Below are 21449 nucleotides of genomic sequence, written 5' to 3' on the forward strand. Positions count from 1 at the left end.
ATCGCTTAAGAGATGATTGATCCCGAAATCAAACAGGAATTGGCGGGTTACCGGCAGTCGATCGACAACATCGATGCCGCACTCGTCCACATGCTGGCCGAACGCTTCCGCTGCACCCAGGCAGTGGGCGTGCTCAAAGCCAAGCATGATCTGCCGCCGGCCGACCCGGCGCGCGAAGAATACCAGATCGAACGCCTGCGCCGCCTGGCCAAGGACGCCAATCTGGATCCGGATTTCGCCGAGAAGTTCCTGAACTTCATCATCAAGGAAGTCATCCGGCATCATGAAGCCATCGCCGCCGATCGCTCGCATTCCGCGGGCAACGCCGGCACCCCTCATTCCGCTTGAACGAAGCGGTCAAGAAAGCCTGCAAGGAGTAACTGAAATGGCACTGAAAATTCGTCTCGCCCGTGGCGGTTCCAAGAAGCGTCCTTACTACCAGATCGTCGTTGCCGACGCCCGCAGCCCGCGTGACGGCCGCTTCCTCGAGAAGATCGGTTCCTGGAACCCGATGCTCGGCAAGGACGACGAAAAGCGCGTCGAACTCGACGCCGAGCGCGTCAACCACTGGATCGCCCAGGGCGCCCAGCCGACCGACCGCGTTCTGCGCTTCCTCGACCAGGCTGGCCTCGCAAAGCGCCCGGCTCGCAACAACCCGACCAAGGCTGCTCCGGGCAAGAAGGCTCAGGAGCGCGCTGCTGAAGCCAAGCAGAAGGCTGAAGAAGCCGCTGCTGCCGCTGCTGAATAATAGCCGGCGAACGGTTGGGAGTGGAACCGGCAGCCTTCCGCTGACGTTCCCCTCTGGCTTGCCGTGATCTAAGGAAACGGGTGGCATTTCCATGCCGCCCGTTTTCCGTTATGTCCACCGAGATATCCCGAAAACGGATGCGGATGATGAGCAAACTCGAAAACCCGGTTCTGATGGCGACGATCGGCGCGGCGCAAGGCCTGCGTGGCGAGGTGAGGGTCAAGTCCTTTACCGACGATCCGACGGCGCTTGGCGACTATGGCAATCTGCACAGCGCCGACGGTCGTGTTTTCGAAGTGCTCGAAATTCGCGAGGCGAAGAACGTCGTCATCGTCCGCTTCCGCGGCGTCAATGACCGTAATGCGGCCGAGGCGCTCAACGGCCTGGAGCTCTTCATCGAGCGGGACAATCTGCCGGACGACGATCTCGATGACGACGAATTCTTTTATGCCGACCTCGAAGGCCTGGAGGCAATCGATGGCAACGGCACCAGTTACGGCAAGGTGAGCGGCGTCTTCGATTTCGGGGCCGGCGATCTGCTCGAGCTGAAGGGGCCGGGCCGGCGCCCGGTGCTGATCCCCTTTACTGAATGGTCGGTTCTGGAGATCGACCTGGATGCCGGCAAGCTGCTGGTCGATCCGGTCGCGGCAGGCCTTTCCGACGACAAGGACCAGGATCCGAGCAGCCCGTTTTCGGCAAAACGCAAGTGAGCGGCATAGCGATGACGTTTCGCGCCACCGTTCTGACCCTCTATCCTGAAATGTTTCCGGGCCATCTTGGCGCTTCGCTTTCGGGCAAGGCGCTGGAGCGCGGCCAATGGTCGATCGACGCGGTGCAGATCCGCGATTTCGCCGAGGACAAGCACCGCACCGTCGACGACACGCCGGCCGGCGGCGGCGCCGGCATGGTCTTGAAGCCGGATGTGCTTGCCCGGGCGATCGATCATGTTTCGAAGGATGACGATCGGCCGCGGCTGCTGATGAGCCCGCGTGGGCGCCCCCTGACGCAGGCACGCGTGCGTGAACTTGCGCAAGGGCCTGGCGTCGTCATCGTCTGCGGACGGTTCGAAGGCGTCGACCAGCGGGTGATCGATGCCCGTGGCCTCGAAGAGGTTTCGATCGGCGACTATATTCTATCCGGTGGCGAGCCGGCGGCCCTGACGCTGCTCGATGCCGTGGTGCGCATCCTGCCGGGTGTTATGGGCAACGAGCTTTCCGGCGTGCATGAAAGCTTCGAGGGCGGCCTGCTCGAACATCCGCACTATACCCGACCGCAGCTCTTCGAGGGTCGCGAGATCCCGGCGGTTCTGACCTCCGGCAATCACGGCGCCATTGCCAAGTGGCGCGAGGCGGAGGCGCGGCGACTGACGGCCGAACGCCGGCCCGATCTTCTCGATCAACTCGTGAAGAAATAATAGGCCGCAAGCAGCAGGCCGACCGCGACGACGAGTGCGCGGATGACTGCCTGCGGCACGCGTCTGGCCGCCCAGACGCCGGAGTAGCCGCCAAGCGCTGCTCCCGGCACCATGATTGCCGCATGCAGCCAGGAGACGACGCCGCCGGCGGCAAAGACGACAATGGCAATCGCGGCAATGACGATCGAGATGAAGTTCTTGAGCGCGTTCAGCCGGTGATAGCCGCCGCCGGTCGCAAGCCCCAGCACTGCCAGCATCATGATCCCCATGCCGGCGCCGAAGAAACCGCCATAGATGGAGGTGACGAACTGGGCGCCGATGCCGGCCGGGTTGATGGCGTGTTCGTCGACGCGCGCCTTCGGCTTCAACAGCGGCCCGGCGGCAAAGATCGCCGCGGCGGCCAGCAGCAGCCAGGGGACCAGCGCGCGGAAGGAGGCGTTGGAAAGCGAGATCAAGAGCAGCGCGCCGGCAAGGCCGCCGAGCGCCGAGATCACGCCGAGCAGGATGGCATAGCGCTTGTCGGCGCGGATCTCCTTGGCATAGGCGAGCGCCGAGGTGATATAACCAGGAAACTGGATGATCGACGAGGTCGCGTTGGCGACGATCGGCGAAAGGCCGCCAAGCGTCATCGCGCCGAAGGTCAGGAACGTTCCACCGCCGGCTATGGCGTTGACCACACCGGACAGGAAGCCGGCCGTAAAGAGCATGAGCACTTCAAAAATATGCATGGCCTCCCCCAACCCCTCATGCTCCGGATAGCCGGTGGTTGTGTCGGCCGCAAGCCCGTTTCATCGGACAATCGTGTTGCCCGTATTTGCGGATTTCCTGATAAAATCGCCGTGCCCGATGCGGATTGCCGAGAAATTATGGCGTCCGGGGATGACAAGGCCGGCCGATTGGTGTAAGTGCCGGCCCGGCTCGGGTTCCATGCCCGTCGACCAAAACAAAGAATGGCGAATCCGCTCCTGCCGGTACCGGCAAGACCTGAAGGCAAGTCCGACAGGTTCATCGAGAGCGCTCTGGCTGTTTCAGAAGAACTTGAAAGGTTAGACCGATGAACATCATCCAGCAGCTGGAAGCCGAACAGGCCGCCAAGATCGCCGCCAAGCGCACCCTCCCGGAATTCTCTGCAGGCGACACCCTGCGCGTCAACGTCCGCGTTGTCGAAGGCAACCGTACCCGCGTTCAGGCCTATGAAGGCGTTTGCATCGCTCGTTCGGGCGGCGGCATCAACGAAAGCTTCACCGTTCGCAAGATCTCCTACGGCGAAGGCGTCGAGCGCGTATTCCCGGTTTACTCTCCGCTCGTCGAGAGCGTCGAAGTGGTTCGCCGCGGTAAGGTCCGCCGCGCCAAGCTCTATTACCTGCGCGATCGTCGCGGCAAGTCGGCTCGTATCGTCGAGAACACCGGCACGCGCGCCCGCAAGCTGAACGAAGCCGAGCGTCAGGCGATTGCCGAGGAAAAGGCACGCATCGAGGCTGAAAAGGTTGCAGCAGCTCAGGCGCTCGCCGCCGAGAAGGCAGCAGCCGAAGCCGCCGAAGCAAAGGCAGCAGCCGAAGCCGCAGCAGAATAAGTTCTCAATCCTCTTGGATTGTTGGAAAGGCGGCCTCGGCCGCCTTTCTTTTTTGGTACTATGCGCTTGTCTTTCCGACGGAATTTGTGACATTTTCCGCTGCCACAATTTTCGGGAGCTCCTCCAATGACAATCCGTCGCCACGTGCTTGCGGGCATCGCAGCCGCACTTGCCGTACCCTTCGCATTTTCTGCACCGGCCACGGCCAGCGACCTGCCGGACCTCGGCGGCAAGACGGTTGTCGTCGTCACGGAGAACGCCTACCCGCCGCTGCAGTTCGTCGATCCGAAGACCGGCGAGGCCAAGGGCTGGGAATACGACGCCATGAACGAGATCGCCAAGCGGTTGAATTTCAAGGTCGAATACCAGAACACCAGCTGGGACGCGATGATCCAGGCGGTGCATGACGGCCAGTACCAGATCGGCATGACCGGCATCACCATCAAGGACGATCGCAAGGAGAAGGTCGACTTCTCGGATCCCTATATGCGCTCGCAGCAGTTCATGCTGGTGCGCAGCGACGAAACCCGGTTCAACGACGGCAAGAGCTTCGGCGCCTTCGCCGACGGTCTCGTCGGAGCGCAGCCGGGCACCTCGCCGTTCTACACTGCCGTCTACGAAATGCTCGACGGCAATGAACAGAACCCGCGCATCAAGCTGTTCGAGACGTTCGGCGCGACCGTTCAGGCGCTGAAGGCCGGCGACGTCGACGTGGTGCTGACCGACAGCGTCGCCGCCAAGGGCTATGTCGATTCGTCCGAAGGCAAGCTCAAGGTCGTTGGCGGCCCGCTCGGCACCGAGGACTTTGGCTTCATCTTCCCGAAGGGCTCCGATCTCGTTGCTCCGATCAACGCCGCGATCAAGGCGCTGAAGGAAGACGGCACCTTCGATACCCTCGATAAGAAGTGGTTCCTCGAATACAAAATGGGCGGCTGATTTCAGGCAATGGCCGCTCCGCAATCTTCCGACATGTCCGGCAAGGGCGACTATCCCTGGTGGTTGGTCGCCCTTCTTGTGATCGCAGCGGCGCTCGCTGCCGTGATCGTCACCAATGACATCTTCTCCGAGGTCTTCACCGTCGTCTTCAAAGGGCTTGGCGTCACCGTCTTCGTGACCTTCATGGGGTTCGTGCTGGCGACGACGCTCGGTCTTTGCATCGCGCTGATGGCACTGTCAGAGCATTCGGCGCTCCGGCAGATCGCCCGCTTCTATACCGAAGTGATCCGCGGCGTGCCGATCCTCGTGCTTTTGTTCTACATCGCCTTCGTCGGGGCGCCGGCGCTTGTCGTCACCGCCAATTTCATCTGCGCACCGCTGATCGGCGCCGGCTGGATGGAGCCCGTCGTCGTGCGCGACATCTCGCTGATGTGGCGGGCAATCATCGCCCTGATGATCGGCTATTCCGCCTTTATCGCCGAGGTGTTCCGGGCCGGCATCCTCTCGGTCGACAAGGGACAGGTCGAGGCGGCCAAGGCGCTCGGGCTTTCACGCTACCAGCGCTTTCGCCTTGTCGTCTTTCCGCAGGCGATCCGGGTGATCCTGCCGCCGCTTGGCAATGACTTCATCGCCATGGTCAAGGACAGTTCGCTCGTCTCGGTGCTCGGCGTCGCCGACATCACGCAGATGGGCAAGGTCTATGCCTCCGGCTCCTTTCGCTTCTTCGAGACCTATTCGATCGTCGCCTATGTCTATCTGGTGCTGACCATCGGTCTTTCGCTGGCCTTGCGAGGCCTGGAGCGGCGGTTGCGGCGTGCCGAGCAGCGCTGAGGCCGCTTCCACCGATTGCCGACCTGTCAGAAAATTGATATGAACACGCTCATGGAATCCAAATTCGGATGTAGCGAGCAGAAAATCGTCGTGCTGCAGGACCACAAGCGCCTGCCGGCACGGTTTTTTGCGCGCGTCCACGGGGCGCTCACGAGCCGCCTATCCTGATCGCTTGATCAGTGCTTCCGGCCGCCTCGCCGCCGGCTTTCCCTTACCTATTGAAAACTCGATGGATACATAGCCATGAGCGCACCGCGTACCCTCTATGACAAGATCTGGGACGATCACCTGGTCAACCAACAGGAAGACGGCACCTGTCTTCTCTACATCGATCGTCACCTCGTTCACGAAGTGACGAGCCCGCAGGCCTTCGAAGGCCTGCGCATGGCCGGCCGCAAGGTCCGCGCGCCGGAAAAGACGCTTGCCGTCGTCGACCACAACGTTCCGACTTCGGCAGATCGCCACCTCGGCATCAAGAACGAGGAAAGCCGCATCCAGGTGGAGGCGCTCGCCAAGAACGCCGCCGACTTCGGCGTCGAGTATTACTCCGAAAACGACAAGCGCCAGGGCATCGTGCACATCGTCGGCCCGGAGCAGGGCTTCACGCTGCCGGGCATGACCATCGTTTGCGGTGACAGCCATACCTCGACGCACGGCGCCTTCGGCTCGCTGGCGCACGGCATCGGCACGTCGGAGGTCGAGCACGTGCTCGCCACCCAGACGCTGATCCAGAAGAAGGCGAAGAACATGCTGGTGCGCGTCGACAACCAGCTTCCGCCCGGCGTCACCGCCAAGGATATCATCCTTGCCATCATCGGTGAGATCGGCACGGCCGGCGGCACCGGCCACGTCATCGAATTTGCCGGCGAAGCGATCCGCTCGCTGTCGATGGAAGGCCGCATGACCATCTGCAACATGACGATCGAGGGCGGCGCCCGCGCCGGCCTGATCGCGCCCGACGAGACGACCTTTGCCTATATCAAGGACAAGCCGCGGGCTCCGAAGGGCAAGGCCTTCGACATGGCGCTCGACTACTGGAAGACGCTGCACACGGACGAAGGCGCGCATTACGATCGCGTCGTCGTGCTTGATGCCGCCAACCTGCCGCCGATCGTTTCCTGGGGCTCGTCTCCGGAAGACGTGATCTCGGTTCAGGGCATCGTGCCGAACCCGGACGACATCCAGGAAGAGACCAAGCGGGCCTCCAAGTGGCGCGCGCTCGACTATATGGGCCTGAAGCCGGGCACCAAGATCACCGACATCGCCGTCGACCGCGTCTTCATCGGTTCCTGCACCAACGGCCGCATCGAGGATCTTCGGGCCGTGGCCCAGGTGGTCGAGGGCCGCACGGTTGCCTCCACCGTCTCGGCAATGATCGTTCCGGGTTCCGGCCTCGTTAAGGAACAGGCCGAAGCCGAGGGCCTCGACAAGATCTTCAAGGAAGCCGGTTTCGACTGGCGCGAGCCCGGCTGCTCCATGTGCCTGGCGATGAACGACGATCGGCTGAAGCCCGGCGAGCGTTGCGCGTCCACGTCGAACCGCAACTTCGAAGGGCGTCAGGGCTTCAAGGGCCGCACGCACCTGGTCTCGCCGGCCATGGCGGCAGCTGCCGCGATCGAGGGTCATTTCGTCGACATCCGCGAATGGAAATAAGCCGGATTTGAGCTTTTCCGGCGCAAATGGCCGCCCTTCGGGGCGGCCTTTTTTGTTTGTCCGCATGTCAGAGCCCCCGCGCGGGTCGGCGAATTGCGCTAAGCTGCCTGCTCACACGACGAGGAACGTGTTGGCCGAAGGGCGTTTGGGAGGACGACGGATGAGCGACGATCTGCCTGTACAAAGCTACTGCCTGATGCTGTTGCGCCATGCCAAATCCGCCTGGCCCGACGGCGTCGCCGACATCAATCGTCCGCTCGGCGAGCGTGGTCGCAAGGCGGCACCGCTGATGGGAAAGTACATGGCCCGGCAAAAGCTCGTGCCGGATCTCGCGCTCGTCTCGACCGCCAAGCGCGCGCAAGAGACCTGGCAATTGGTGGCGTCCGCCCTGTCGTCCGAGGTCGCAGTCGAGACTACCCGTGCGATCTACGAGGTGGGCGCCCCGCAGATCCTGAGCGTTCTGCGCGCGACGGATCCGGCTGTCAGGACGTTGCTTGTCGTCGGCCATAATCCTGGCATGGAAGATCTGGCGCACGAACTCGTCGGTTCCGGCGACGCGGATCTGCGCATGCGCATGGCGGACAAGTTTCCGACGGCCGCCCTTGCGGTTCTCAAATTCGAAGCTGCGGGTTGGCGTGAGCTTATGCCCGGCAGCGCCAGACTCGCGCGTTTTGTGAGCCCGCGCTCGCTCGACTGAACTGTTTGCAGGTCTGGATCAAAGCACCCGCACGACGGTGCCGCGGCGCATATGCGGGATCAGCCGGCGCATGGCGGGCAGGCTGACGGCAACGCACCCTTGAGTCGGCTCATAGCCCGGACGGATCAGGTGGAAGAAAATCGCCGAGCCGGCGTTGCGGCGTCGGGCGATGAGATTCCAGTCCATAACGAGGCAGATGTCGTAGAGCCCATCCGCGCGCATCATCTCCTCGTGGCTCGGCGCAAAGGGTGCCGCGACAGGTCGGTTGTACAGGGCATGACCTGGCGCGTCGCACCAGAGCATGCCCTTGCGTGTCGTCCGCGTCGGCAACGGCGTTGGCGGCAAAAGCAGACGGTCGCGCCTGACATAGCCGCCGATCAGCTTCATCGAAGCGCGCGGCGTAGCGCCGTCGCCCTCACGCTTCAAGGTGGTGATGCCGCTCCGCCCGATGGCCGCCTGTTCAACGCGGCCGTCGAAGCAGACGAGCGCCCGCTTTCCGTCGCGCGGCGCAGCTCTGACGGTTAGGATCGCCTTGGCTGGTCTTGTTCCCGACGTTTTCTTGCGCATCATTCTCACGGATTTTTGCTTTGCCCGTGATTTGGCGGGCACCATAAGCACGGTTGAAGCTATAACGAGTTACCAATGCTGGTTCGCTTGCCAACACGGGCATTTGAGCTAGTTTGAAAACGGAAGCAAACAGGAATTGTCCCATGGCGACCCGTACCATTCTTCTTGTCGACGACGACAATGACCTGCGCGAAACGTTGGTCGAGCAGCTTTCGCTCTACGAGGAGTTCGATCTCATCCAGGAAGCGACCGCCGGCAAGGGCATCCAGACGGCGCGTGGCCAGCAGGTGGACCTGTTGATCATGGATGTCGGCTTGCCTGACATGGATGGACGCGAGGCGGTCAAGCTTCTGCGCAAAGGCGGCTTCAAGGCACCGATCATCATGCTGACCGGTCACGATACCGATTCGGACACGATCCTTGGTCTCGAGGCAGGCGCCAACGACTATGTGACCAAGCCGTTCCGCTTCGCCGTGTTGCTCGCCCGTATCCGCGCGCAATTGCGCCAGCATGAGCAGAGCGAGGATGCGACCTTCAGCGTCGGTCCCTACACCTTCAAGCCCAGCCAGAAGCTGCTGACGCTCGAAAACGGCCAGAAGATCCGCCTGACCGAAAAGGAAGCGGCGATCATCCGCTATCTCTATCGCGCCGACCAGAAGGTGGTGACGCGCGATGTGCTGCTCGAAGAGGTCTGGGGCTACAATTCCGGCGTCACGACCCACACGCTGGAAACCCATGTCTACCGGCTGCGCCAGAAAATCGAGCGGGACCCTTCCAATGCCGAGATTTTGGTGACAGAGAACGGCGGCTACAAGATCGTTCCGTAGCCGGGGTGTGCAAGGTGCAAATCCGTTCTGTGCCTGTGCTCCGTTCCTTGTTGTTGTTTGTTCACGCAGTTCCGGACGCAAAACCGCTCCGCGCTTTTGCTGGAATTGCCTTAGATGGGTCGGGTGCGCGGCCCGGTCCGTTCGGGCCGGCAGCGGCGTGACCGCGGGAGGTTAGCCGCTTGGCGCTCAATGACGACATCGTGCTTCTGTCCAATGTGCCGCTGTTTGCCGATATCAGCGAGGACAAGCTGCGGCTGATCGCGTTCGGCGCCGAACGACGCCGTATCTTCAGGGGGCAGGAGCTGTTTCGCGAAGGCGCGCCGGCCGATTGTGCCTACGCGATCGCGAGCGGCAGTCTGTCTCTGACCAAGGTCGGCACCGATGGTTCCGTCGCGACTGTTTCGACGGTTGGTCGTGGCGCATTGCTGTCGGAGTTGGCGCTGATCTCGATGGTCGAGCGCAAGTTCACGGCAACCGCCGAAGAGGACAGCGAGGTCATCCGCATCAACCGGCCGCTGTTCCGCCGCATGCTGGAAGAGTACCCGGAAGTGGCCGAGCTCGTCGAAGCGCGCATCCGCGAAAACCTGCAGGCAATGATCCGTCGGGCCGGCGCGCTCGCCGGCCGCTTCGCCTGAACGGGCCACCGTCCGTTACCACCGGTATTTCAGCGAACCAAGCACCGTGCGGCCTTGGCCGAAGTAGCAATAGCCGTCGGTGCAGACCTCTTCGCGGCGATTACCGAGATTGGTGGCGCTGACGGCGAGCGACAGCCCGTCGAGTTCAGGGTTCTTCTCCCCAAAGTCGTAGGCGATCGAGGCGTCGAAATAGACGGCGCCACTGTTTTTCGCCGTGTTGGCGTCGGATGTGTAGGAGCTTGAGGTAAGGCGCGCGCCACCGCCGAGGCTGAGGCCTGCAAGCTGGGTGTTATCCGGCAGAAGATAATTGACCCAGAGCGACGCGACGTGGCGCGGTTTTGTCGATGGTACGTTGCCGATCAGCGACGGATCGACGTTTCCGGTAATCTCGGCGTCGTTGTAGTTGTAGGCGGCGATGACGCTGAGGCCGTTGTCGAACTCCCGGCGGCCTTCGATTTCAAAGCCGTTGGTCGTGACCTCGCCCGCCGATTTGTAATAGTAGCCGGCAGGCAAAGACGCGTCCGGCACATATTGCGGTGCCCCGGTCTCGACGATCCGGTAGTAGGCGGCACTCAGCGAATAGGCTTCGCCTTCCGGCTGGTACTTCACGCCAAGCTCGATCTGCTCGCCGGTCGTCGGATCAAGCACCTTGCCGTCGGCCGACAGCTCTATGCGCGGCACGAAGGAGGTGCTGTAGCTCGCATAGGGCGCTATGCCGCTGTCGAAAAGATAGAGCAGGCCCGCCTGTCCGGTCAGCTCGCCGTCGTCCTTGCGGTCGACCGCACCGGTGTTCTTGTTGGTGCTGGTCTGATCGACCCAGTCGTAACGAAGGCCGCCGACGGCACGCCAGTTACCGAACTCCGCCTGGTCCTGCACATAGATGCCGGTCTGCCGAAGATCCCGCCCGCTGAAGCTGGTAAGGGCTGGTGTCGGCCCGCTGACGCCGAAGCTGGGGTTGTTGAGATCGAAACGATAGGCCGGATCGACTGCGCCGAAGCCAAGGCCGAAGTCGGAGGTGATCCAAGTGTAGTCGAGGCCGGTCAGGAGCGTATGCGAGACCGCGCCGGTGTCGAAGGCCGCCTCGACCTGATTGTCGATCTGGTACGCCCGCTGGTCGTCGCTGATGGCAACGGGAGAGCGATCGAAGACATCGGGCGCGACCTCGGTGCCGAATTGCAGATAGCGAGCCTTCAGATCGAGGTCACTGACGCGGCTGTGCTGGCGGAAGGTCAGGCCATTGTCAAATTCGTGCTCGAACCTGTAGCCGGCCTGATACTGCGTGACTTTCTGGTTGTCGTAGTCCGGGTCGCTGTAGCGCAGCAGCCGGCCGTTGTGTTCGAGCACGCGCGGGCTGGCGTCGCTCTCGCCCTTCTGGCCAAGGCCATAGACGGTCAGCGACGTTGCCTCGTCCGGTTTCCAGGTAAAGGACGGCTGCAGCAGGTAACGGTCGTCGGCGACGTCGTAATTGGTTTCGCCGTTCCTGAGGAGCCCGACGATGCGGTAGAGGAAATCGCCGTCGGCGGTTGCCGGACCACCAAAGTCGAAGGCGGCCTGGGTACGGCCGATCGTGCCATATTGCAGCTCGATCTCGCGGTGAGTCTCCTCCTCGGGCATCTTTGAGATGCGGTTGACGATGCCGCCGACGCCGGCCGCGCCATACATCACCGAAACGGGACCCTTGAGGATCTCGATCCGGTCGAGGCCATAGATCTCCGTCGGGAAGGTGCCATAGTTCATGTAGGGCTGGCGCAGCCCATCGCGAAAGTCGCCCGTGGTCGTCGTCTCGAAGCCGCGGATGTAGATCTGGTCGAAGCGCGGATCGAAGCCAAACGCCCCGGTCGTCACGCCGGCGGCATAGCGCGTTGCCTGGATCATGTCCTGCACGCCGCGTTCCTCGAGCTCCTTGCGCGTGACAACCGAGACGGAGCGTGGCGTTTCGATCAGCGGCGTGTCGGTCTTCAGCGCCGAGACGTTGCGCGTCGGCACGATCGTGTCGTTATCCTCGGCGATCGTGACGGCGGCCTTGCCGCCCGTCACCTCGATCTTCTCCAGCCGGGTGGTCTTTTGGCTTTCGATTGATTGCGCATCAACGGCTTTCGGCAGAATCAGGGCGGTGGTGCTCGCGACCAGGATCGTGGTTGCGGAAAGCGCACTCAGCCGCGCGCGCATTGAGGCTGGCAAGGTCTTTGGCATATCTGGCCCTCTGACGGGCGCACGAAAGCCCTCCGGCGAAAGCCGGAGCAAAGCACCCGAAAATCAATGAAAACGACGGTCAATCGGCCGTCGGCGGCGGTGTCCCCGCCGCCTGCCAAGAGGGATAGTCTGTTTGGATTCAAGCATCAAGAAAAATATGATTCTTTTAGTCATGTTTTCTTGATGCGGGCATCAAACGCTCGAGAGCGCCGGTCGCGGCTGAGAGTAAGGAGCGTCAGATATCGAAATGCGCAATGACCGGCACGTGGTCGGAGGGGCGTTCCCAGCCGCGGGCCTCGCGCAGGATGTCGACGTGCTTGAGCGCCGGCGCCAGGTCTGCGGACGACCAGATATGGTCGAGCCGGCGGCCGCGGTCGGCCGCCTCCCAGTCCTTGGCCCTGTAGCTCCACCAGGTGTAGAGCTTGGTTGGCACCGGCGTATGCTGGCGCATCAGATCGACCCAGCCGCCGCCGTTCATGACCGTTGTCAGCCCTTCGGTCTCGATCGGCGTATGGCTGACGATCTTCAGGAGCTGCTTGTGTGACCAGACATCGTCTTCCAGCGGCGCGATGTTGAGATCACCGACAAGGATCGAGGAAATGCCGGCTTCCGCTTCGGCGTGCAGCAGTTTCATTTCTTCGACGAAATCGAGCTTGTGGCCGAATTTCGGATTGATGCTGCGGTCCGGCTCGTCGCCCCCGGCCGGAACGTAGAAATTGTGCAGCCGGATCTTCTTGCCGCCGGCGTTAAAGACGACCGAGAGGTGGCGGGCATCGCCGACGCCGCAGTAGTCGCGGCGGTCGCTGAGCTCATGCAGCGGCAGGCGGGAGATCGTCGCGACGCCATGGTAGCCCTTCTGGCCGTGCATCTCGATATGGTTGTAACCGAGCGCCTTCAGCGGCTTCGACGGAAACTGGTCGTTCGGGCACTTGGTTTCCTGCAGGCAGAGGATATCGGGCTGCCAGGTCTTCAGGAGATGCTCGACGAGCGGCATGCGCAGGCGAACGGAATTGATGTTCCATGTGGCGACGGAAAGGGCCATGCGTCATTCCCTGATCGGCTAGGGCCGGACGTTCGCGAAGGGAAAGCCGGCTTGAGATGGATGTCTGATCCGAGCTTTAAGCAGGTCCGGCGCTTCGGGACAAGGAATGCAGGAAAGGGAATGCATGAAAAGGCCACACTAAAACGCCGCGCGTCTTATAGACGCGCAAAAGTCGCTATAGCGCTTGAAATCGCTCAGCCGCCCTTCTTGTTGCGGACTTCGTCATAGGGGATCTGGAAGACCTTGTCGTCCAGCGCCATGCCGGTCTGAACATTGAAGATCATGACCGAGGTGTCCTTCTTCTGCGCGTCGGTGATCGTCCACTGGCGCAGGTCATAGGTCTTCGGGTCGAACATCATGGTGATGGTCGAATCGCCGAAGATCGAGCGGTCGCCAAGCACGATGGTGATGAGGTCGGACTCTTCCTTGACGCCGCGTACCATCTTGCCGGTGAGGTCGATCTTCTCGCTGAGCAAGAGATTGAGCGGCGTCTTCGACAGCGGATAGATGTCCCAGGTCTTGAGCTTCATGTTGCCGATGACCACCGACTTGCCGTCGGCAATCACGCGCATCGGTGATGGGGCCTCATAGTTGAAGCGGATGCGGCCGGGACGGCGGATATAGAACTTGCCGCCGGTCTGTTCGCCGCGTGGGCCGAACTGAACGAATTCGCCGGACATGGTCTTCACCGAGGAGAAGTGATCGGCGATCTTCTGGGCAGCGCTCGGTGCCTGTGCGAAGGCCTGGGTAAGGTCGAGACCGGTGCCGCCGATGCCGGCGAGTGCCGCAAGCCCGCACACGAAGACGCGGCGCGAAATCACCGGATGGTTGCGCTCGCTGGTCCTGGTCTCTTTCATCTCAGTCTCCTTCATTTACGGATCATCTGGAGCGCAAGTGCGGCGCCTTCAAGGCGCCCTATTCGCGGTTCTCGCTTCCCGCTCTCACATGACCGTTACCGGTTTTTCCCGCCGTCCGGTGCGTCCGGCCGTATGTTCTTGTCACTGATTTCCCGATGCGAATCGGCACCGGAGTTTTTCGAAAGCGCCTTTACCGACCGGTGATTTCCGCTTCGGTCGGAACCAGGATCTCGCGCTTGCCGGCGTGGTTTGCCGGGCCGATGATCCCTTCCTGCTCCATGCGCTCGATCAGCGATGCGGCACGATTGTAACCGATCCCGAGACGACGTTGTACATAGGAGGTGGAGGCCTTGCCGTCGCGCAGAACGATCGCGACCGCCTGGTCGTAAGGATCTTCCGAATCGGCGAGGTTGGAGGTGCCGGCCGGACCGCCGCCCTCATTGTCCTCGTCGTCGTCCTCGGTGATGGCATCGAGATATTGCGGCACCCCTTGCGTCTTCAGATAGGCGACGACTTCCTCGACTTCGGTGTCGGAGACGAAGGGACCGTGGACGCGCTGGATGCGACCGCCGCCGGCCATGTAGAGCATGTCGCCCATGCCGAGCAGCTGTTCGGCACCCTGTTCGCCAAGGATGGTGCGGCTGTCGATCTTCGAGGTGACCTGGAAGGAGATGCGGGTTGGGAAGTTGGCCTTGATCGTGCCGGTGATGACGTCGACCGACGGGCGCTGCGTCGCCATGATGACGTGGATGCCGGCGGCACGCGCCATCTGCGCCAGGCGCTGGACGGCACCTTCGATATCCTTGCCGGCGACCATCATCAGGTCGGCCATTTCGTCGATGATGACGACGATATAGGGCAGTGGCGTGAGATCGAATTCTTCCGTCTCATACATCGCTTCGCCGGTCTGGCGGTCGAAGCCGGTCTGCACCGTGCGGGTGATCGATTCGCCCTTGGCGAGTGCTTGCTCGACGCGGCTGTTGAAGCCGTCGATGTTGCGCACGCCGATCTTCGACATCTTCTTGTAGCGCTCTTCCATCTCGCGCACGGTCCACTTCAGCGCGACCACCGCCTTCTTCGGATCGGTGACGACGGGCGAAAGCAGATGGGGAATGCCGTCATAGACGGAGAGTTCGAGCATCTTCGGGTCGATCATGATCAGGCGGCACTGATCCGGGCGCAGGCGATAGAGCAGCGACAGGATCATGGTGTTGATCGCGACCGATTTACCCGAGCCGGTGGTACCGGCAACGAGCAGATGCGGCATCTTGGCGAGATCGGCGACCACCGGCTCGCCACCGATCGTCTTGCCGAGTGCCATGGCGAGGCGGGCCTTGGAGGTCTCGAAGTCACGCGAGCCGATGAGCTCGCGAAGATAGACGGTCTCGCGCCGCTGGTTCGGCAACTCGATGCCGATGGCGTTGCGGCCGGGAACGACCGCGACGCGCGCGGCGATCGCGCTCATCGAGCGGGCGATATCGTCGGCAAGGCCGATGACGCGCGACGACTTGATGCCGGGCGCCGGCTCCAGTTCGTAGAGGGTCACGACCGGGCCAGGGCGCACATGAATGATTTCGCCCTTGACGCCGAAATCTTCGAGGACGCCCTCGAGCATGCGGGCGTTCTGCTCCAGCGCATCGGGCGAGAGCGAGGCATCACGACTGACATTCTTCGGTTCGGCGAGGAAGTGCATCGGCGGCAGCGTGAAGTCGCCATCGTCCTCCACGAAGGAGCGCTGCGCTTCGCGCTCGATCCGTTGGCCGGCTTTCGGGCGGGGAGCCGGCGTTGCCACGCGCGAACCCGATTTCGGCAGACCCTGCTTCGGCGGCGCTGCCCGCGGAGCCCAGTCGGATGCCGGATCGTCGTCCTCGTCGTCGGGCAAGATGCCGGCGGGGCGACGCTCGTCGATGTCGAAGGGCAGGTCATCGTCCTCGTCGTCGGCCATGATCGGTGGCGGCGTGACGACACGGCGCTCGGACCGATCGAGCGACGGTTCGATGCGGTCGCCGGCGGCCATCGGCTTCGGACGCACAGGCTCGTTCAGCGTGCCGAACTCGTCATTGTTGAAATCATAGGGCTCGTCGTAGTGGCGCTTGGCGGAACTGCGAGTGCCGCTCATGCCGAAAATGCGGCGAACCCGCGCGTGCATCGTGTAGCGCATATGGGCGAACGAGCCCATCAGCAGGGTGAAGGGACCCTCGCTGTCGTCCTCGTCCAGCTCGTCGCGCACGGTGCGTGCCTTGCTTGGGATCGGTTCGGCAATCTCCTCATCCTCCTCTTCGTCGCTGACGCCGATCAGCCCGGCGCTGTAGACGAGGCACCAGGCGGCCGGTGCGGCGAAGATGCAGGCAAGCACCGTGGCGAACGTGCCCGTCGGGAAGGCGCCGGTGAAAAGCGCGGGGAAGCGAAGGATCATGTCGCCGAAGACACCGCCGAGACCATTGGGCAGCGGCCAGGTGATCGGAGCGGGGACGCAGCTGAGCGCCGCGCCGGCCAGCACGGAACCGATGAACCAGAAGGAGAGGCGCTTGAAGATCTTGTCGAAGCGCTTGCCGCCGATCAACACCAGTGCCCAGGCAACGGCCGGCAACAATGCGACGACGCTGGCAAGGCCGAAGAACTGCATGAAGATGTCGGCGAAGGCAGCGCCGGTGTAGCCGAGCACGTTGGTCGGCGCTTCCGAGGTGGCGTAGGAGAAGCTTGGATCGGAAACGTTCCAGGTCGATAGCGCTGCGATCGCCAGCGCCAATGCGCCAAACAGCGCAAAGCCCGCCAGCGACGCGATCTGTCGCCAAACGAAAGTGGTTAGCACGAACCGGTTGGAACGGCTGTCAAGCGTTGCCGGATTGCTTCTGCTCATGTTGCCTGCTGCCCGTCTCGATCTCTAGGGCACATTGCGCGCCATGGAATCAACCTAAGCGGAGTACGGTTAATGCGACATTAACCATGCGTAGGCGCCGCTAAAATAGCGGTGGTCAGGCATGGGAAAAGGGCTGCCGGAAGGGAAAAAGGCCCGGAGCTTTCGATCCGGGCCAAAGGCGATCCGCATGGGCGGATCGCGACGGGACTGTGGGTGGCGCCATCTGTGGCGCCACGATTGGCTTAGTTGTGATAGGCGGCTTCGCCGTGGGACGACAGGTCGAGGCCTTCGCGCTCGGCCTCGACGGAGACGCGCAGGCCGACGATCGAGTCCACGATCTTGAAGATGATGAACGAACCGATACCGGACCAGACGACGGTGACGAGGACGCCCTTGAGCTGTGCCAGCACCTGGGTTGCCGTGCCGGCATAACCGGCTGCGAAGTCGGCCGTGGAGTAGTCGACGATGCCGGCGCCGCCCAGTGCCGGGTTGACGAGGATGCCGGTGGCGATGGCGCCGAGGATGCCGCCGACGCCGTGAACGCCGAAGACATCAAGGCTGTCGTCGTAGTTGAACTTGTTCTTCACCACGTCGACGAAGAAGTAGCAGACGGGAGAAACGATGAAGCCGAGCACGATCGCCCCCATCGGCCCGGCAAAACCGGCCGCCGGCGTGACGGCAACGAGGCCGGCAACGGCGCCGGACGCAGCGCCAAGCATCGAGGCCTTGCCGCGGACAAGCGTTTCGACGACTGCCCAGGAGATGATGGCGGCGGCGGTTGCGAGGAAGGTGTTGATCATCGCGAGACCGGCGTAGGCGTTGGCCTCGAGGTTGGAGCCAGCGTTAAAGCCGAACCAGCCGACCCAAAGCAGCGAGGCGCCGACCATGGTGAGCGTCATCGAGTGCGGCGCCATGATTTCCTTCTTATAGCCCGTGCGCTTGCCGAGCAGGATGGCGCCGACGAGGCCAGCAATACCGGCATTGATGTGGACGACGGTGCCGCCGGCAAAGTCGATCGCGCCGAAGGAGAAGATCAGGCCGGTCGGGGCCGTGTAGGCGCTCGGGCCGCCCCAGAACCACACCATGTGGGCGATCGGGAAGTAGACGAACGTGACCCAGAGAATGACGAACAGGACGACGGCCGAAAAGCGGATCCGCTCGGCGAAAGCCCCGACGATCAGCGCCGGCGTGATGCAGGCGAAGGTCATCTGGAACACGACGAAGACGTATTCCGGGATGAACACGCCCTTGGAGAAGCTTTCAGCAAGCGTCGTCGTGTCGACGCCGGCAAGGAACATCTTCGAAAAGCCGCCGACGAACAGGTTGAGCGAACCGCCGTCCGTGAAGGCGAGCGAGTAGCCGTAGGTGACCCAGATGATCATGACGATCGCGGTGATCATCAGAACCTGCATCAGCACGGACAGCATGTTCTTCGCGCGCACCAGGCCGCCATAGAAGAGGGCGAGACCGGGGACGGTCATGAGGAGCACGAGGATGGTGGACAAGAGCATCCAGGTGGTATCGCCCTTGTCCGGAACCGGCACGGCCGCCGCGGCTTCGGCTGCGGCCGGAGCCGCTTCCTGCGCAAAGGCCACTGCCGGCGCCAGCAGGGCGGCGGTCAGTGCGCCCAGGCGTCCAAGAGAGGTGGAAAGTTTCGTTGATGACATCGAGTAGTGCTCCCTGAACGGCGTGATTTACAACGCTTCTGAATCGGTTTCGCCGGTGCGGATGCGCACCGCATGGTCAATGGCGTAGACGAAGATCTTGCCGTCGCCGATCTGGCCGGTCTTGGCGGCCGCAGCGATCGCTTCCACGGCCTTGTCGACGAGCTCCGAGGGAACCGCGATCTCGACCTTCAGTTTCGGCAGGAAGCTCACGGCATATTCGGTGCCCCGGTAGATTTCGGTATGTCCCTTCTGGCGGCCGTAGCCTTTGACTTCGGTCACGGTCAGGCCCTGGATGCCGACAGCAGTGAGGGCTTCGCGAACCTCATCGAGCTTGAACGGCTTGATAATGGCCATCACAATTTTCATCTGGTTTCATCCTTGTTCGCCTCCGGCGGAGGCCATCTCTCCTTGCTGCGGAGCGCCCGGGCGCCGTGCAACCGAGCAATGACATTCAAGGGGCGTGCCAGATTCAAACGCCTGATCTAAGTCTATGAAAAACAACAGGAAAAACGAACGCCGCAGCGGGAATGCTGCGGCGCGTCAAAAAATCGTCAATTTAGAAGATTAAAAAACAGGCAGATTGAAAAAACTGCCTGTTTTCTATTCAGTTGCCTTTTTCCGGATCAGCCCTTCCTGGGCGACAGAGGCGATCAGCACACCGGAACGCGTAAAAAGGCTGCCTCTGGTCATCCCGCGGGCACCATGTGCACTGGGACTGTCCTGGGTATAGAGCAGCCAGTCGTCCATCTTGCACGGGCGATGGAACCACATGGCGTGATCGAGGCTCGCCACCTGCAGGTTTCGATCAAAGACGGAGGTGCCGTGCGCATAGAGCGAGGTGTCGAGCAGGGTCATGTCAGAGAGATAGGCGAGGATGGCTGCCTGGATATGGCGTTCGTCCGGAACCGTGCCGACCGCCTTGACCCAGACGTCCTGGATCGGCTTGCCGTCGTTGCGGGTAAAGTAGTGCTGGAGCGAGGCGGGACGGATTTCGATCGGCCGCGGCCTTTCCCAGTAGCGGCGGATCGCTTCGGGCGCATGGACGAGGAATTTCTCTTTCAGCTCCTGCTCGCCCGGCAGCGTTTCCGGCATGGCGAGCTTGGGCATCTCGATCTGGTGGTCAAATCCGTCCTCGTCGTATTGGAACGAGGCGGACATCGAGAAGATCGCCTTGCCGTGCTGGATGGCGACGACCCGCCTTGTGGCGAAGCTCGAACCGTCCCGGATGCGGTCGACCTCATAGATAATCGGCACAGACGGATCGCCCGGCCGCATGAAATAGGCGTGCAGCGAATGGACGAAGCGACCCTCGTCGACGGTGCGCTGGGCGGCGACCAGCGCCTGGCCGATCACCTGGCCGCCGAACACCCGCTGCCAGCCGACCTGCGGGCTCAAGCCCCGGAACAGGTTTTCCTCCAGCTTTTCGAGGTCGAGAATGGCGAGCAGCGCATCCATGGGCGTAGCGGTCTCGGTGGGGCGCGACATTTCGGCAGTCTCCGATGGTAGGAACGTCGATGGCATTGATCTATATAGACATAAAACGATGCTCAAGTGCGACGGAGAAAGCCGATGCTCGATGTCTTGATTGCCGGTGGCGGCTATGTCGGCCTTTCGCTCGCGGTGTCGCTGAAGAAGGCGGCGCCGCATCTTGATGTGATGGTGATCGACGGGGCGCCGGAAGGCGCGTGGAAAAAGGACGAACGCGCCTCGGCTGTTGCCTCTGCCGCCGAGCGCATGCTCGATGTGCTCGGCGTCTGGGATCAGATCGCGCCGGAGGCCGAACCGATCCGCCGCATGGTGATCACCGATTCGAAGGCGGCCGACCCCGTGCGCCCTGTGTTCCTGACTTTCGACGGCGACGGCGGCGAGGACCGGCCCTTTGCACACATGGTGCCGAACACGGCGATGGTCGGCGCGTTGCGCGGAGCGTGCGACGAACTCGGCGTCGTCACACGCCAATCGACCATGGTCGAAACCTTCAAGAGCGGCGACCATGCGGTCGCCGTGACGCTTGCCGGCGGCGAACAACTGGAAACGCGGCTGCTCGTCGCCTGCGACGGGGTGCGTTCGAAGCTGCGTGATACGGCGGGCATCAAGACCGTCGAGTTCGACTACGGCCAGTCCGGTATCGTGACAACGGTCGAACACGAGCGGCCGCACGAAGGCACGGCGGAGGAGCATTTTCTGCCGGCCGGTCCATTTGCGACCCTGCCGCTCAAGAACAACCGTTCGTCGCTGGTCTGGACCGAGCGCACCGAGGACGCCGAACGGCTGGTCAAGGGTGATGATTTCCTGTTCGAGGAAGAGCTGGAGCGCCGCTTCGGCCACAAGCTCGGTCATCTCAAAGTGGTCGGCGGACGGCGGGCCTTCCCGCTCGGCCTGACGCTCGCCCGCGATTTCGTCAAGCCGCGCTTCGCGCTTGCCGGCGATGCCGCCCATGGCATCCACCCGATTTCGGGGCAGGGGCTCAATCTCGGCTTCAAGGATGTGGCGGCGCTGGCCGAAACCATCGTCGAGGCCGACCGGCTCGGGCTCGATATCGGCTCGCTCGCGGTGCTTGAGCGCTACCAGAGCTGGCGGCGCTTCGACACCTTCCGCATGGGGGTGACGACGGATGTGCTCAACCGTTTGTTTTCCAACGACATCACCCCGGTCAGGATCGCGCGCGACTTCGGCCTCGGTTTGGTCGATCGCCTGCCGTCGCTGAAGAACTTCTTCATCCGCCAGGCCGCCGGTATTGCCGGTGAGACGGATCCGCGACTGCTTTCGGGGCAGCCGATCTGAGGCAATGATCAACGGGGTGCCCCTCTCCTCGGGTTTAACCCGAGGACTAGGACCAATCGACATTCAGGATTCCCAAATCGCTTAATCGCTGATTCATAAGATACCGTGTTAGGCACGGAGGTCGATGGTGGCGGTTAGGCGGTATGAACTGAGCGACGCTCAGTG

At 62.5% G+C, this 21449-nt stretch carries 21 protein-coding genes; 12 read left to right on the forward strand and 9 right to left on the reverse strand.

The window, feature by feature from the left end; translation table 11 throughout:
* Positions 1-12 precede the first annotated feature (12 nt).
* From BBX50_RS19005 to trmD, 4 genes are all read left to right on the forward strand, one after another.
* A complete protein-coding gene (locus BBX50_RS19005; protein ID WP_065776889.1) occupies positions 13-348 on the forward strand; it encodes a chorismate mutase in 336 nt (111 codons plus the stop codon).
* Between the two features lie 37 nt (positions 349-385).
* Positions 386-748, forward strand: coding sequence for a 30S ribosomal protein S16 (gene rpsP / locus BBX50_RS19010; protein WP_065776890.1), 363 nt, complete (start codon positions 386-388; stop codon positions 746-748).
* A 146-nt stretch (positions 749-894) separates the two neighbouring features.
* The gene (gene rimM / locus BBX50_RS19015; RefSeq protein WP_065776910.1) at positions 895-1458 is read left to right on the forward strand and encodes a ribosome maturation factor RimM; all 564 of its coding nucleotides are present in this window, start codon (positions 895-897) and stop codon (positions 1456-1458) included.
* 11 nt (positions 1459-1469) lie between these two features.
* The gene (trmD, locus tag BBX50_RS19020; RefSeq protein WP_065776891.1) at positions 1470-2162 is read left to right on the forward strand and encodes a tRNA (guanosine(37)-N1)-methyltransferase TrmD; all 693 of its coding nucleotides are present in this window, start codon (positions 1470-1472) and stop codon (positions 2160-2162) included.
* On the opposite strand, the gene BBX50_RS19025 is transcribed toward trmD, so the two are convergent.
* On the reverse strand, positions 2144-2890 hold the full coding sequence (locus tag BBX50_RS19025) for a sulfite exporter TauE/SafE family protein (RefSeq protein ID WP_065776892.1): 747 nt from the start codon (positions 2888-2890) through the stop codon (positions 2144-2146). The genes trmD and BBX50_RS19025 overlap by 19 nt on opposite strands.
* Positions 2891-3216: 326 nt before the next feature.
* On the opposite strand from BBX50_RS19025, the gene rplS reads away from it, so the two are divergent.
* The 5 genes from rplS (at position 3217) to BBX50_RS19050 (ending at position 7852) form a co-directional block, all read left to right on the forward strand.
* Positions 3217-3735, forward strand: coding sequence for a 50S ribosomal protein L19 (gene rplS / locus BBX50_RS19030; RefSeq protein WP_043625625.1), 519 nt, complete (start codon positions 3217-3219; stop codon positions 3733-3735).
* A gap of 126 nt (positions 3736-3861) precedes the next feature.
* The gene (locus tag BBX50_RS19035; protein ID WP_065776893.1) at positions 3862-4671 is read left to right on the forward strand and encodes a basic amino acid ABC transporter substrate-binding protein; all 810 of its coding nucleotides are present in this window, start codon (positions 3862-3864) and stop codon (positions 4669-4671) included.
* Between the two features lie 9 nt (positions 4672-4680).
* Complete coding sequence (locus BBX50_RS19040) at positions 4681-5502, forward strand: amino acid ABC transporter permease (protein WP_065776894.1); 822 nt, start codon at positions 4681-4683, stop codon at positions 5500-5502.
* A 243-nt stretch (positions 5503-5745) separates the two neighbouring features.
* Positions 5746-7155 (forward strand): 3-isopropylmalate dehydratase large subunit, encoded by a 1410-nt coding sequence (gene leuC / locus BBX50_RS19045; RefSeq protein WP_065776895.1) that lies wholly within the window; start codon positions 5746-5748, stop codon positions 7153-7155.
* Positions 7156-7315: 160 nt separating this feature from the next.
* Positions 7316-7852 (forward strand): histidine phosphatase family protein, encoded by a 537-nt coding sequence (locus BBX50_RS19050; RefSeq protein WP_065776896.1) that lies wholly within the window; start codon positions 7316-7318, stop codon positions 7850-7852.
* Positions 7853-7870: 18 nt separating this feature from the next.
* Here BBX50_RS19050 and BBX50_RS19055 read toward each other — a convergent pair whose 3' ends face one another.
* Positions 7871-8419, reverse strand: a complete 549-nt coding sequence (locus BBX50_RS19055; RefSeq protein WP_065776911.1) for a L,D-transpeptidase family protein — start codon at positions 8417-8419, stop codon at positions 7871-7873.
* Between the two features lie 143 nt (positions 8420-8562).
* On the opposite strand from BBX50_RS19055, the gene BBX50_RS19060 reads away from it, so the two are divergent.
* Both BBX50_RS19060 and BBX50_RS19065 read left to right on the forward strand, forming a co-directional pair.
* Positions 8563-9246 (forward strand): response regulator transcription factor, encoded by a 684-nt coding sequence (locus tag BBX50_RS19060; RefSeq protein ID WP_065776897.1) that lies wholly within the window; start codon positions 8563-8565, stop codon positions 9244-9246.
* A 179-nt stretch (positions 9247-9425) separates the two neighbouring features.
* Positions 9426-9881, forward strand: coding sequence for a cyclic nucleotide-binding domain-containing protein (locus tag BBX50_RS19065; protein ID WP_065776898.1), 456 nt, complete (start codon positions 9426-9428; stop codon positions 9879-9881).
* A 15-nt stretch (positions 9882-9896) separates the two neighbouring features.
* On the opposite strand, the gene BBX50_RS19070 is transcribed toward BBX50_RS19065, so the two are convergent.
* The 7 genes from BBX50_RS19070 to tesB form a co-directional block, all read right to left on the reverse strand.
* Entirely contained in the window at positions 9897-12074 is a 2178-nt protein-coding gene (locus BBX50_RS19070; protein ID WP_065776899.1) for a TonB-dependent siderophore receptor, read from the reverse strand.
* A 235-nt stretch (positions 12075-12309) separates the two neighbouring features.
* On the reverse strand, positions 12310-13116 hold the full coding sequence (locus tag BBX50_RS19075; protein WP_065776900.1) for an exodeoxyribonuclease III: 807 nt from the start codon (positions 13114-13116) through the stop codon (positions 12310-12312).
* Positions 13117-13310: 194 nt separating this feature from the next.
* Positions 13311-13973: an outer membrane lipoprotein carrier protein LolA gene (locus BBX50_RS19080; protein WP_083213537.1), complete on the reverse strand. Its 663-nt coding sequence runs from the start codon at positions 13971-13973 to the stop codon at positions 13311-13313.
* Between the two features lie 190 nt (positions 13974-14163).
* The gene (locus BBX50_RS19085; RefSeq protein ID WP_065776902.1) at positions 14164-16833 is read right to left on the reverse strand and encodes a DNA translocase FtsK; all 2670 of its coding nucleotides are present in this window, start codon (positions 16831-16833) and stop codon (positions 14164-14166) included.
* 242 nt (positions 16834-17075) lie between these two features.
* Complete coding sequence (locus BBX50_RS19090) at positions 17076-18500, reverse strand: ammonium transporter (protein WP_065776903.1); 1425 nt, start codon at positions 18498-18500, stop codon at positions 17076-17078.
* 27 nt (positions 18501-18527) lie between these two features.
* On the reverse strand, positions 18528-18866 hold the full coding sequence (locus BBX50_RS19095) for a P-II family nitrogen regulator (RefSeq protein WP_034802765.1): 339 nt from the start codon (positions 18864-18866) through the stop codon (positions 18528-18530).
* Positions 18867-19100: 234 nt separating this feature from the next.
* On the reverse strand, positions 19101-19985 hold the full coding sequence (gene tesB / locus BBX50_RS19100; protein ID WP_065776904.1) for an acyl-CoA thioesterase II: 885 nt from the start codon (positions 19983-19985) through the stop codon (positions 19101-19103).
* A gap of 84 nt (positions 19986-20069) precedes the next feature.
* On the opposite strand from tesB, the gene BBX50_RS19105 reads away from it, so the two are divergent.
* The gene (locus BBX50_RS19105; protein ID WP_065776905.1) at positions 20070-21284 is read left to right on the forward strand and encodes a ubiquinone biosynthesis hydroxylase; all 1215 of its coding nucleotides are present in this window, start codon (positions 20070-20072) and stop codon (positions 21282-21284) included.
* Positions 21285-21449: the final 165 nt, after the last annotated feature.

It is taken from the genome of Ensifer sp. LC11 (assembly GCF_001695835.1).
GTDB lineage: Bacteria > Pseudomonadota > Alphaproteobacteria > Rhizobiales > Rhizobiaceae > Ensifer.